Genomic DNA, 13366 nt, shown 5'->3' on the forward strand with positions numbered 1-13366 from the left:
TCTCCTTTTATAAGTTAAATTTGGCACTCAATTTTTCAACTATTTTCTTTTATATTTTCTAAGCATCACCCCTTTAAATATAAAAATATTTATCTCATTTTAAAAGATAACCTCATCATAGTATAAACAAATACGTTGGCCTCTAATTTCTTCTACATGAACATCCATTTCATACAAATCTCTTAACACATTTGTTTCAATTATACTATCTTTTGGGCCAGATTTAACAATTTCACCTTTCTTTAGTGCAACAATGTAATCTGAATAACAAGATGCAAAATTAATATCGTGGAGTACAATAACAATCGTTTTATTTAAATCGCGACACAATGTTCGAAGTATCTGCATAATTTGAACTGAATGTTTCATATCTAAATTATTTAACGGTTCATCTAACAAAATGTATTCTGTATCTTGAGCAATTGTCATAGCAATATACGCACGTTGTCTTTGTCCTCCAGATAGTGTTTTTATATTTCTATCTTTGATTTCCCTTAGATGTAGTAAATCAATGGCATATGCAACTTTCTCATGATCTTCTTTTTTCATTCGACCTTTTGAATAAGGAAAACGCCCAAAATTTACAAGCTGTTCTACAGTGATATTCATATCAGTATGATTTGTTTGTTTTAAAATACTTAACTTTTTTGCTAATTCATCACTTTTATAATCATCAATTAATTTATTTTCAATATTAATTGTACCGTTCTGATATTCAAATAATCGACTTACTGCTGATAGAAGTGTACTTTTTCCTGCTCCATTTGGACCTATCAAAGAGGTTAACTTACCCTTTTGTATATCAACATTTATATCTTTCAAAATAGATTTACTCTGAATTTTTTTATCTAAATTTCTAATCTGAATCAATCTTCATTCCTCCTTTTAATAAGTAAGTATATGAAGTAAATACCTCCAACTAAATCTATAATAAGACTAAATTCAGTGGTAGCTTTAAACATATTTTCTATAATCCACTGAGCTATAAATAAACTAATCCAACTTATAAGAATCGTTGCGGGTAAAATATATTTATGTTCATATGTTTTCATGAATTCATGCGCTAAATTGACTGTTAATAATCCTAAAAATGTAACAGGACCTACTAAAGCAGTAGATATTGATACTAATAAAGCCACTAAAATTAATAAAAGTTTTGTCATTTTTTCATATGATACACCTAAGTTAATAGACTGATCTTTCCCTAGTAATAACACATCTAAATAAGGTCTTAATATAAAAGCAATTACAATTAAAATAATTAAAAGTATACTTGAAATAAGAACAAGTTTAGAATTAGAAGCGTCAAAACTTGCAAACATCGCACTTTGAACGGTTAAAAAGTCATCTGGATTCATAATAAGTTGAATAAATCCAGTGATACTACGGAAAAATGTTCCTAATACTACCCCAACAAGTAAAATAAAATAAACCGAAAAATGTCCTAATTTAAACATGCCTTGAAATAATACTAAAGAAAAAAGAACCATCACTACGAGAGTTAGAAGAAAATTCAAATAAGTATTTGTCACTACACTGGCTTGTGTACCTAATAAGAACACAGGCAAGACTTTAATAAATAAATAAACTGAGTCTAATCCCATAATTGAAGGAGTAAGTAATCTATTCGCAGTGATAGATTGGAAAATAACAACTGCCGTACTAATAGATCCACCAACAAGTAAAATTAAAACTAATTTTCTTATTCGACTTTCAAACTGATATTGAAAAATTTCAAAATCCAAACCTACTAGTAAGTAGAAAGCAGCCATGCAAATCGTAAAAAGAAAGAGAATTAATATTTTTTTATTAGCACTAATTTGCATAATTATTTCTACCTTTCATCAATAAAACTAAGAAAATAATCGTTCCAAATACTCCTATTGTTAAACCAATATTTATTTCATAAGGGTAAACAATTAATCTACCAATAATATCGGAAAACAATACAAATATAGAACCTAGCATTAATGTATGAGGTAATGCATTTTTCAAGTGGTCGCCTCTATACATTGAAATAATATTAGGAACAATTAAACCTAAAAATGGTAATGTTCCAACTGTCACGACAACTAATGCTGTCAATGTTGCAGTGATTAAAAGCGCAATATTTATAATTTGTTCATATTTAACACCTAAATTATGACTAAAATCTTTGCCCATTCCAGCAATCGTAAAGTGATTGGCAAATATATAAGCGATAATTAATAAAGGAATAGCTAAATATAAAATTTCATAACGGCCGCTTGTAATAACAGCAAAATTCCCATTCAACCAATTATTAATACTTTGTAGTGCATTCGTTCTTAATGCTATAAAAGTGGTAAAACTTGAAACAATGCCACCAATCATAATACCTAAGAGCGGGACAAAAATAACTTCTTTCACTTTTATAAAATTGATTAGTTTAACGAATAAAAATGTTCCTCCTAGGCTTAATGCAACTGCAAAAGTCAATTTGATCAATATATGACCTTTTGGGAAAAATATGAGTGAAAGTAATATTCCTAATTTTGCCCATTCCATTGTTCCAGCTGTAGTAGGACTTACAAATTTATTTTGCATCATCTGTTGCATAACTAGTCCTGCTAAAGCAAGAGAACTTCCAGATAAAAGAATACTTATAGTTCTAGGAATACGACTAGAAAATAAAATATTTTTCTGATTATCTGACAAATGAAAAAGATCAGTTATTGATAATTGACTTACGCCAATAAATAAAGAAAGTATACTTAATATCACTAAAATGATTAATAATGTATAACCTTTGAATAGAAACCTCATTCGTAATGCTCCTTAGTATATATACCATTTCCATTGAAAATGATTATCATTTAACTATATATTAAATTGTCATAATAAATTTTTCAATAGTAATACTAATATTCTTTTATTTTTTATAGAGAAATTAAAAAAACTAATTGCAGTGATGATTCTACAATTAGTTTTTCTAAAATTAGTTATTATTCTAATCTTCAAAAATAAAATCTTCGTCTTGTAAAGCTTCCACGTTAAGTGCTAATGTATAGCCGTCTCCTTTTACTGAGAAAAAGTCATGATTTTTTGTTGATGTATCTAATGCATTTTCAATAATAGGATTAAACTCTTTTTCTTCAAAATAAGGTTCAAATCCTAAGTTTGATAAAGCTTTATTCCCATTATATTGTACATAATTTAATACATCTTCAGTTAAACCGATATCATCATATAGCATATGTGTATATGAGACCTCATTTTTATATAGTTCTTCTAACAATTTATACATTTCTTTATCAGCTTTTTGCTTTTCATTTTCTGATAGCTCATTACGTAAACTTTGAGCATCTAAACCGGTAAAAACTCCATGAATTGATTCATCAAGTAAAATTTTTCTAATAATTTCACCAGAAGTTGTCATTTTTCCTTGACCCGCAAGATAAAGTGGATAATAGAAACCAGAATAGAACAAGAACGTTTCTAAGAAAACACTTGAAACTCTTGCCATATATTGATCAAAAATAGAGGCTTCTTTTCCCCAAAGTTTATGATAATTAGAGATAATTTTATCAGATTTATATTTTAAATGAGGCTCTTCAATTACCCAAGTATCTAATAGATAATTTGTTTCACTAGATGGAAGTAACGTTGTAAAAATATGTGAATAACTTTTAGCATGAATTTGTTCCATCATTTGCATAAATGAATAAACTGCTTTTTTACGTAAATCCGTTGTATGTAGCATAATTAATGGCATACCATCATCCGCTTGATGTGTATCTAATCCAGTTAAACCTGCTAAAGCACGTTTAAACGTATTTTTTTCATCCTCTGTTAGTGTCTTCCAACTTGCTATATCCTTTGAAACTTTAAATTCTGTTTCTACCCACATTTGTGAAATGTTTTGACGCCAAAACATATTTGTCATATCTTCTTGAGTATTCCAATTGACGGCCTTCATTAATAAAATCCTCCTCTATTTATTAACCATTACATTATTTAAGAGGATAAGATTAAAATGCTTCTCTATGAGAATAATTTAATCTTTCCTCTAAATATTTATTTCACTATTAATTAAATTGCACAACTTGTACATTCTTCAACACTTAATAATTTATTACGTGTATAGTATAAAGATTTCAATCCTTTGTGATGTGCGTATACGTATAATCGTGACAATTCACGTGTTGAAATTTCAGAATTAACATATAAAATTGTTGAAATCCCTTGGTCCACATGTGTTTGAATTGTTGAAATTAAATCTATAAGTTTCATTTGATCAGTATTAAATGCTGATTTATAGTACCACATTGTTTCAGGTGATAAGAAAGGCATTGGATAAAATGTTTCAGCATTTCCGTACGTACGTCGTTCAATTTGATCTACGATTGGCATGACCGAACTAGTTGCATTCTGAACATATGAAATACTTTGAGTTGGTGCAATAGCTAATCGATAAGCATGATATAAACCATATTCTTGTACTTGTTGTTGTAATAATTTCCAGTCTTCTGATGTAGGAATTTGCATATTAGCAAATAATTCTTTTACTTTTTCAAATTGTGGCACGAACTCTTGTGATGTATAAAAATCAAAATATTTGCCACTTGCATAATCTGATTTATCAAAATCTTGATATGCTTCTCCACGTTCTTTAGCAATTTCCATAGAACGTTCAATTGAATAATAGTTCATCATCATAAAGAAAATATTAGCAAAATCTTTGGCTTCTTCAGATTCATAGCCAATTTTATTTTTCGCTAAATAGCCATGTAAGTTCATTACACCTAAACCTACAGAATGTAACTCATTATTTGCTTTTTTCACACCTGGTGCATTTTGAATATTTGCTTCGTCACTTACTACTGTTAATGCATCCATTCCAGTATGTACTGAATCTCTGAATTTACCCGTTTCCATTACATTCACTATGTTCAATGAACCTAAATTACATGAAATATCACGTTTAATTTCATCTTCAATTCCATAGTCATTAATAATTGACGTTTCCTGTAATTGGAAAATTTCAGTACATAAATTACTCATTTTAATTTGACCAATATTTGAATTCGCATGTACTTTATTCGCATTATCTTTAAACATTAAATATGGATAGCCTGATTGCAGTTGTGTTTGAGCAATCATATTCAACATTTCTCGTGCATCTTTTTTCTTTTTAAGAACATTAGGATTAGCTACAAGTTCATCATAATATTTTTCAATATCAATATCGTCTAATGTCACTCCATATTCTTGTTTTACAGTATGAGGTGCAAACATATAAAAGTCTTTACCTTCTTTAGCTAAATCAAAGAATTTAGATGGAACAATAAGACCAGTGGAAATTGTTGATAGACGTAAGTCTTCATCGGCATTTACTTTTTTAGTATCTAAGAATTCTTCAACATCATAATGGAAAATGTTTAAATATACTGCTCCAGCTCCAGGACGTTGACCTAATTGATCAGCATAACTAAATCCACCCTCTAATGCTTTTGCTACAGGTAATACACCTTTAGCTACGCCTTTAATACCTTTAATTGCTTCACCACGTGCACGTAATTTAGATAAATTGATAGCCACGCCACCACCAATTTTACTTAATTGTTTAGCAGTAGAATCTATGAAATTAATTGAGTTTAGACTATCATCAACTTCTAGTAAAAAACATGAAACAAGCTCTCCACGACGTGCGCGTCCTGCATTTAAAAATGTAGGTGTAGCAGGTTGATAACGTTGTTCAATCATCGCTAAAATAAATTGTTTAGCTTGTTCTTTATTACCATCTGCTAAATATAGAGCAACTATGGCAACATGTTGATTATAGTCTTCTAAGTACTTAGATTTATCATTTGTTTTTAAAGCATAATCTTTATAAAATTTGCTTGCAGACATATAACTAGCAAATTCAAAATTAATAGATTTTGCGAATTCGATAATTTCTATTAAATCTTCTTCGCTATACTTCTTAAATACATTAAAGTAAAAATGATTATCTACTAAGTAATGTAAACGTTCAATTTCACTATCAAAGTAAATTGTTTTATCGCTAATTTCTTCTAAGTAAACGTTTAAAGCTTCTTGATCTTTCTCAAGATTAAAAAAGCCATTGTCTTTACGTTTAGTTACTTCATTGTTTAGTTCAATATGATTGTACTTTTTCTCGTCCATAATCTTCATTGAAATGCCCCACCTTATCTCTAAATTCGATAACATCTTTATTTGTACCTTGAACCTCAAATTTCATTAATAAAGGCACATGGTATGTTTCAGAAATTGTTCGACCTGCTTTCGCAAAGTTTTGTCCCCAGTTACGATTACCACTAGCAGCAACAGCACGTATATGGGCATGATTAACTTCTAGAAAAGACTGTACTTCCTTAGGAACTTCACCAAAACCAATTGTACCTGTAACTAAAATATAAGGTTCTTCTATTCTATCCTTACAATTGTCTTTATTGATTTCTAATACATTTTTAATTTCACTACGTTTTATAAATCTTCGTACATTTCCTGAAAAAGAGAAATAAACTACTTTCATAGGAACGCCCTCTTTCGACAATCTTATTAATTAAAAAGAAGTTCTCTTAGTCTTATAAGAAAACTTACTTTTAGAACGAATATCATTTCGTTAACTTAATCAAGTTAATACTACATATTGTGTTTCTAATTATTAATCTTTAAAAATCATTATTTATAAATCGTTCATGTAAATAGTGTAGATTCCGAAAAAACTAATCCAAATAAGTGTGAAATTGCTACTAAAATGAATTATTCATACAATCTTTCTATTTTCCTCAAACACAACATATTGTGTCTCAATTCAAAACCCAACACTATATTCTGTGTTTCATTATACATAAATGATACCCTAATTAAAAGTTAATATTTGATGTCAAATGTTCGTGAAATCGGTTAAAGGTGCATCATAGCTATATTAAAAACTAAGAAAATTTTATTTTAGTTTTTTTAAGGTATTTCACTTGATTTTTTGCCTACCATTACTAAACCTTATTCATTCGGGATTTCTAGTACATAAGAATGTAAATCATAATATATTGCTAACCATTTATTAAAAAAATAACTCATTTTTTATATTAAAAGCCGAATGAATTTCTATTTTACGAATTAAAAATTTAGAGTATATCTAACCATATTAAGAACGTATGTTCGTTATCATTATAATTTTTCTTTTTTATCTTTGCAAGTACTTATGCATCCACAAATAATTTATGCTAATATATAGACGTTAAATTTTTATAAATGAGGAGATATGCTTTGAATCCTAAGGTAAAAGGTATTATTGCTATTTTAATTTCTGCTATTGGTTTTAGCTTTATGTCTGTTTTTTTTAGACTAGCCGGAGACTTACCTGTATTTCAAAAATCTTTAGCAAGAAATTTGGTAGCCATGTTTATTCCATTATTTTTCATAATAAAATATAGGCAACCTATATTGGGTAAAATGAGTAGTCAACCCCTTTTAATGACTAGATCGACGTTAGGTCTTATAGGGGTATTACTAAATATTTACGCTATTGATCACATGGTGTTAAGTGATGCTGATACTTTAATGAAGCTTAACCCTTTTTGGACTATTTTATTAAGTTTAATATTTTTAAAAGAGAATATTAAAAGGTATCAAATTATAGCTATGTTAATTGCTATTTTTGGTATGTTATTCATTGTTAAACCAGAATTTTCTTCAACTATGTTCTCTTCTTTAGCCGGTTTATTCTCAGGTATCTTCGCTGCATCTGCATATACTTGTGTACGAGCATTAAGTAAACGTGAAGCACCTTATACTATTGTATTTTATTTTTCATTATTTTCAGTCATCGTTCTTATTCCATTCTCTATTGCAACATATGAACCGATGACAAAGTTACAAATTATATATTTATTAGGAGCTGGATTATCAGCGGCAGTAGGACAAATTGGTATTACATTAGCATATAGTTTTGCTCCAGCAAAAGACATTTCTATTTTTACGTATGCTTCTATATTATTTACTGCATTATTTGGCTTTATATTATTCGGAGAAACACCAGATTTCTATGCATTTATAGGTTATATCATCATTATTGGCGCTAGTTACTTTATGTTTGAAAAAGCACGTAGACAATCTAATACATCTAACAATTAGGAGGAAAATTATGACACAAGGTCGCAATAAAGAAGAATTACAAGATATTACATTATTAGGCAATCAAAATAATAAATATGAATTTGACTATACACCTCAAGTACTCGAAACTTTTGATAATAAACATCAAGGAAGAGATTATTTTGTAAAGTTTAATTGTCCAGAATTCACTTCTCTTTGCCCTATCACTGGACAACCCGATTTTGCTACAATTTATATTTCATATATACCAAATATAAAAATGGTAGAATCAAAATCACTAAAATTATATTTATTTAGTTTTAGAAATCATGGTGATTTTCACGAAGATTGTATGAATATTATCATGAATGACTTAATTGACTTAATGGATCCTCATTATATAGAAGTATGGGGTAAGTTCACGCCACGTGGAGGCATTTCAATAGATCCATATACAAATTATGGTCGTCCAAACTCTAAATATGAAAAGATGGCCGAACATCGTTTAATGAATCACGATATGTATCCTGAAAAAATAGACAATCGATAACATGTTTTTTAACTCCTTTTATTTTTACTAATGTAATATAAAAGGAGTCATTTTTATTCTAGATTTTTTTAATAAACTATTGCGATTTATTAAATTAAAGCGTATTTTAATATTATCGCTAAAATTTATAAAGATATAAGTTCATGAGCAATAAAAACTTTTATTTTTATAAGTTATTATATTTTATTTGACTGAAAATTCTAAAAATTTATATTTTTAAGAAATTCTTGTGAGATGTAATTGTACAATCTTATTTACATAGTAATCAGTCATATTAGGAAAGAAAGGAGTGGGATGTTAATGGCAACAAATAACTCCCATGAACAAACAATTCAATCAATACCACAGAAAGGATTTTTCGGTCATCCTAGAGGACTAGGTGTGCTCTTTTTCGTAGAGTTTTGGGAAAGATTCAGTTACTACGGTATGCGTGCGATGCTCATATTTTATATGTATTTCGCAATACACCAAAATGGATTAGGTATTGATCAAACTACAGCAATGTCGATTATGTCAGTATATGGAGCACTTATTTACATGTCTTCTATTCCTGGCGCATGGATTGCTGATAGAATTACAGGCACACGTGGTGCTACTTTATTAGGTGCTGTACTTATTATTATTGGACATATCTGTTTAAGTTTACCATTTGCTTTATTTGGTTTATTCTCATCAATGTTCTTTATTATTATCGGATCAGGTTTAATGAAACCTAATATTTCAAATATTGTAGGTCGTTTATATCCTGAAAATGATACACGTATTGATGCAGGTTTCGTTATTTTCTATATGTCTGTTAACTTAGGTGCATTAATTTCACCTATTATACTGCAACATTTTGTAGATATACGTAATTTCCATGGTGGCTTCCTTCTAGCAGCTATTGGTATGGCATTAGGTCTTGTTTGGTATTTGTTATTTAATAGAAAGAATTTAGGTAGTGTTGGAATGAAACCTACTAACCCACTATCTAAAGAAGAAAAGCGTAAATATGGAATGATTATCGGTATCATAGTAGCAATTGTGATTATCGTATTATTAGTTACATATTATACCCATACCCTTTCATTCGATTTAATTAGTAATACTGTATTAGTTCTTGGAGTAGCTTTACCAATCATTTACTTTACAACTATGCTTCGTAGTAAAGACGTTACCGATGTAGAACGTTCTCGAGTTAAAGCATTTATACCTTTATTTATTTTAGGTATGTTATTCTGGTCAATTCAAGAACAAGGTTCTAACGTTTTAAATATTTATGGTTTAGAACGTTCTGACATGCAACTCAACTTATTTGGTTGGACAACTCGATTTGGGGAAGCTTTGTTCCAATCTATCAATCCATTATTTATTTTATTATTTGCACCCGTTATTTCTATGATTTGGTTAAAAATGGGTAAAAAGCAACCTTCTTTAGCTATTAAATTTGGTATTGGTACATTACTAGCAGGTTTATCATACATTCTAATTGGATTAGTTGGTTTAGGTTATGGACATACACAATTCTCAGTTAACTGGGTTATTTTATCATATGTAATCTGTGTTATTGGGGAACTTTGTTTATCACCTACAGGTAATAGTGCTGCTGTTAAACTTGCACCTAAAGCATTTAATGCTCAAATGATGAGTGTATGGCTATTAACAAATGCTTCAGCACAAGCGATTAATGGTACATTAGTAAAATTAATTAAACCACTTGGTCAAACGAATTATTTTATTTTCTTAGGTACCGTTGCTATTGTTATTACTCTTATCATTTTAGTTTTCTCACCTAAGATTACAAAAGCTATGAAGGGTATTCACTAATTAAATACAAAATAGTAAAAAGTACTTCTAGTTATGACATCTAGAAGTATTTTTTTACTTATATATTTAAAATTATAAAATTCAGGGTAAATATTTATAATATCATTTTAAATGAAAGTAGGTTTAACTATGGAGCAACAGTATAATCATGGGGTATTATTTTACCATGAACATAGCGGGCTTAAAGATATATATGATGGATTGGGAGAAGTCGCTAAATCACTAACTCAGTTATGTAAGCATCTTTCAATACAATTAAGTGAAAATGAGGGTGACATTGAAAGATATTGTAAAGAAATAAAAGATCATACTTATAGTAATGATATTGATATCGTTTTTATATTGGGAGGAGACGGTACAGTTAACGAATTGATTAATGGTGTGATGAAATATGATCTAGATCTTCCTATAGGTATTATTCCAGGAGGAACATTTAATGATTTTACTAAAACATTAAACTTAAATCCTGACTTCAAAAAAGCTAGTGAGCAATTGTTGTCTTCACATATTGAGTCATATGATGTTATGAAAGTAAATGATAATTATGTACTTAACTTTGTCGGACTAGGACTTATTGTGCAAAATGCTGAAAATGTTCAAGAAGGACGTAAAGATATCTTTGGAAAATTAAGTTATGTTGGTTCTACTGTAAAAACACTCATGAATCCCGAACATTTTGACTATACATTGACAGTAGACGACAAAGAATATAAAGGAAATACGTCTATGCTAGTGATAGCAAATGGACCTAATATTGGTGGCAGTCGCATTCCACTTACAGATCTTTCTCCACAAGATGGAAAGTTAAATAGTTTTATATTTGAACAACAAAGTTTTAGTATTTTAAACGATATTTTCAAAAAAAGAGATAGCATGAATTGGAATGAAATTACCGAAGGAATTAATCATATTCCAGGTTCTCACATAACATTACGCACTGAACCAAATATGAAAGTAGATATTGATGGAGAAATTAATTTAGAAACACCTATCACCATTGATGTGTTACCTAAAGCAATCAATATCCTTACTTTTTCGAATGATGAGAAATAACAACTATATAATAATCAAAAGGTATGTATGAATGCTTCAAGCTTCATACATACCTTTTTACTTTAATTATTATTTAAAAACATTGCTTCTACATCTTTCCAGCCATTCACTCGTTTAAAACGTGTTTCATTTATATTATGTGCAGCCGTAAAGATAATAGGTTCTCCTTCAAAAATTTGAAGCTGACGAGGATTATCATCTATTAAATAATCTGTTTTAACAATATTTTTTCTTCCACAAAAAATAAAATGCTGTGGATCTAAAAATGGAAAATATTCTAGTAACCATTCATATTTATCATGAAATGAGGTGGGTACATCCATTGCTGCTGTAGCAATATATACATCATAATGCTCATTAAGTTTTTCTACCACCTCTTGAGCATGTGGTATCACTTTAAGATGTCTAAAAAACTCTGGCGCTCTTAAAATATCTCTTACTAACCCATCATGTTCAGGAATCACATGGTTTAATTTCTGACCATGTAACGATTCCATTGTAATTCCTAATTTAGTTTCAATATTAACTGCTTCAATAATTGCACCTAAAGTATCTGCTAATACTTCATCCATATCTATTGCTATAGATTTACGTGCCATGCTATCACTTCCTTAGTTATCTTTTGCACATTTTCAAAGTATAGCAAAAAACCTTTAATTCGTCATGAATCGCAATTAAAGGTTTTTCCTTAGTTTAATAATTAAATTGTTTTAATACTTCAATCATTTTATTATTTTGTTCTTCAAATCCAATTGTAATACGTACTCCATTAGGAAAAGGTCTAGTGATACAGCCAACGTTTAATAATTCATTATACAATGCTTGTGGCTTATCTGTTACTACAAATACAAAGTTCGTTTGACTAGGTAAAAAGTGTTTACTTTGTTCAATGTTATAGAACTTTTCACGTTCTTTTGCATTTTTTCTAGTAATCTCTTTTAAATAATCTTGATCTTCTAATGCTGCAATCGCTGCATATTCTGAAATTCGTGTCACATTAAATGGTGGACGAATGATATTCCATTTTTCAATGGCTTCATTTGTTGCCACAACATATCCTACACGTAAACCTGCTAATCCATATGCTTTAGAAAATGTTCTTAATAAAAATGCATTATCAAAGCGTTCTTGTAGTTTTAATGTATCAGGATAATCTTCAGCAGTGACGAATTCGAAATACGCTTCATCAATTAAGACTGGCACATGACTTGGAACACGTTCCAAAAATGACTCTAATTCATCATGACTAAAATATGTACCTGTAGGATTATTAGGATTACATAACCATACTAATGAGGTATCAGAATTAACCTCTTTTAAAATGCCTTCCAAATCAAATCCGCCATTTTTTAACGGTACTTTTACAACTTCAGCTGATTCAACAATCGCATTATGATAATATTGTCCAAAAGTAGCTTCACTTGTCACAATTTTATCTCCTGGTGTTAAAACTGCTCTAGAAATCATAAGTATTACTTCATCTAAACCTGCACCAAATAAAATTCGAGATTCATCAACATTTAAATGCTTACTAATTGCTTTTCGTAATGATGGAGAGCCTGTTTCCGGATAGTAGAATAACTCATCTAAGTGCGCTTCAATTGCTTCTTTTACACGAGGTGATGGTCCATATAAATTTTCATTCGATGCTAGTTTATATAACTCACCTTCTATACCAAATTTTTCTTTAAGTGCTTGCGGTGATAACCCAGGTTGATATGCCGATAATTGTTGTAATTGTTTTTTCATTTATGATCACTCCTATATAAATTAAGTTACTTTCCTTTTTCACTTATTAATTAAAATAGTACCATAAATTATCGATTTATACTTTATGTGTTAAAAAGAGGCTGGGACATAATTCCTAACAAAATA

The 13366-nt window shown here is 29.3% G+C and carries 12 protein-coding genes; 4 read left to right on the forward strand and 8 right to left on the reverse strand.

The features are described from left to right. Positions 1–99: 99 nt before the first annotated feature. From HMPREF2629_RS04810 to nrdI, 6 genes are all read right to left on the reverse strand, one after another. Positions 100–870 carry an iron ABC transporter ATP-binding protein gene (locus HMPREF2629_RS04810; RefSeq protein ID WP_017175941.1) on the reverse strand — a complete coding sequence of 257 codons (771 nt, stop codon included), beginning with the start codon at positions 868–870 and terminating at the stop codon, positions 100–102. After that, positions 867–1826: an iron chelate uptake ABC transporter family permease subunit gene (locus tag HMPREF2629_RS04815; RefSeq protein ID WP_002449066.1), complete on the reverse strand. Its 960-nt coding sequence runs from the start codon at positions 1824–1826 to the stop codon at positions 867–869. The genes HMPREF2629_RS04810 and HMPREF2629_RS04815 overlap by 4 nt, the downstream gene beginning before the upstream one ends. Continuing rightward, entirely contained in the window at positions 1816–2784 is a 969-nt protein-coding gene (locus HMPREF2629_RS04820; RefSeq protein ID WP_017175943.1) for an ABC transporter permease, read from the reverse strand. Before HMPREF2629_RS04820 ends, HMPREF2629_RS04815 begins: the two co-directional genes overlap by 11 nt. 184 nt (positions 2785–2968) lie before the next feature. Further along, on the reverse strand, positions 2969–3937 hold the full coding sequence (nrdF, locus tag HMPREF2629_RS04825; protein ID WP_002455627.1) for a class 1b ribonucleoside-diphosphate reductase subunit beta: 969 nt from the start codon (positions 3935–3937) through the stop codon (positions 2969–2971). A 113-nt stretch (positions 3938–4050) separates the two neighbouring features. Continuing rightward, complete coding sequence (nrdE, locus tag HMPREF2629_RS04830) at positions 4051–6156, reverse strand: class 1b ribonucleoside-diphosphate reductase subunit alpha (protein WP_049415428.1); 2106 nt, start codon at positions 6154–6156, stop codon at positions 4051–4053. Beyond that, on the reverse strand, positions 6119–6517 hold the full coding sequence (gene nrdI, locus HMPREF2629_RS04835) for a class Ib ribonucleoside-diphosphate reductase assembly flavoprotein NrdI (RefSeq protein ID WP_017175945.1): 399 nt from the start codon (positions 6515–6517) through the stop codon (positions 6119–6121). Before nrdI ends, nrdE begins: the two co-directional genes overlap by 38 nt. A 737-nt stretch (positions 6518–7254) precedes the next feature. On the opposite strand from nrdI, the gene HMPREF2629_RS04840 reads away from it, so the two are divergent. The 4 genes from HMPREF2629_RS04840 (at position 7255) to HMPREF2629_RS04855 (ending at position 11491) form a co-directional block, all read left to right on the forward strand. Next, positions 7255–8121: a DMT family transporter gene (locus HMPREF2629_RS04840; protein ID WP_002449096.1), complete on the forward strand. Its 867-nt coding sequence runs from the start codon at positions 7255–7257 to the stop codon at positions 8119–8121. Between the two features lie 10 nt (positions 8122–8131). After that, complete coding sequence (queF, locus tag HMPREF2629_RS04845) at positions 8132–8632, forward strand: preQ(1) synthase (RefSeq protein WP_002449091.1); 501 nt, start codon at positions 8132–8134, stop codon at positions 8630–8632. 300 nt (positions 8633–8932) lie between these two features. After that, positions 8933–10438, forward strand: coding sequence for an S-Cys-Gly-3M3SH uptake peptide MFS transporter (locus tag HMPREF2629_RS04850; protein ID WP_017175947.1), 1506 nt, complete (start codon positions 8933–8935; stop codon positions 10436–10438). Positions 10439–10567: 129 nt separating this feature from the next. Further along, the gene (locus HMPREF2629_RS04855; RefSeq protein WP_017175948.1) at positions 10568–11491 is read left to right on the forward strand and encodes a diacylglycerol/lipid kinase family protein; all 924 of its coding nucleotides are present in this window, start codon (positions 10568–10570) and stop codon (positions 11489–11491) included. Between the two features lie 62 nt (positions 11492–11553). Here HMPREF2629_RS04855 and HMPREF2629_RS04860 read toward each other — a convergent pair whose 3' ends face one another. Both HMPREF2629_RS04860 and hisC read right to left on the reverse strand, forming a co-directional pair. Beyond that, complete coding sequence (locus HMPREF2629_RS04860) at positions 11554–12090, reverse strand: 5' nucleotidase, NT5C type (protein WP_017175949.1); 537 nt, start codon at positions 12088–12090, stop codon at positions 11554–11556. A gap of 94 nt (positions 12091–12184) precedes the next feature. Further along, complete coding sequence (hisC, locus tag HMPREF2629_RS04865; protein WP_017175950.1) at positions 12185–13240, reverse strand: histidinol-phosphate transaminase; 1056 nt, start codon at positions 13238–13240, stop codon at positions 12185–12187. Positions 13241–13366 lie beyond the last annotated feature (126 nt).

Source organism: Staphylococcus sp. HMSC034C12 (genome assembly GCF_001835895.1).
Lineage (GTDB): Bacteria > Bacillota > Bacilli > Staphylococcales > Staphylococcaceae > Staphylococcus > Staphylococcus hominis.

What these genes read in the sequence shown, in the direction of transcription:
- HMPREF2629_RS04850 (WP_017175947.1), top strand. Translation starts at nt 8,933, where the DNA reads ATGGCAACAAATAACTCCCATGAACAAACAATTCAATCAATACCACAG.
- nrdE (WP_049415428.1), bottom strand. Translation starts at nt 6,156, where the DNA reads ATGAAGATTATGGACGAGAAAAAGTACAATCATATTGAACTAAACAAT.
- HMPREF2629_RS04815 (WP_002449066.1), bottom strand. Translation starts at nt 1,826, where the DNA reads ATGCAAATTAGTGCTAATAAAAAAATATTAATTCTCTTTCTTTTTACG.
- queF (WP_002449091.1), top strand. Translation starts at nt 8,132, where the DNA reads ATGACACAAGGTCGCAATAAAGAAGAATTACAAGATATTACATTATTA.
- HMPREF2629_RS04855 (WP_017175948.1), top strand. Translation starts at nt 10,568, where the DNA reads ATGGAGCAACAGTATAATCATGGGGTATTATTTTACCATGAACATAGC.
- nrdF (WP_002455627.1), bottom strand. Translation starts at nt 3,937, where the DNA reads ATGAAGGCCGTCAATTGGAATACTCAAGAAGATATGACAAATATGTTT.
- nrdI (WP_017175945.1), bottom strand. Translation starts at nt 6,517, where the DNA reads ATGAAAGTAGTTTATTTCTCTTTTTCAGGAAATGTACGAAGATTTATA.
- HMPREF2629_RS04860 (WP_017175949.1), bottom strand. Translation starts at nt 12,090, where the DNA reads ATGGCACGTAAATCTATAGCAATAGATATGGATGAAGTATTAGCAGAT.
- HMPREF2629_RS04820 (WP_017175943.1), bottom strand. Translation starts at nt 2,784, where the DNA reads ATGAGGTTTCTATTCAAAGGTTATACATTATTAATCATTTTAGTGATA.
- hisC (WP_017175950.1), bottom strand. Translation starts at nt 13,240, where the DNA reads ATGAAAAAACAATTACAACAATTATCGGCATATCAACCTGGGTTATCA.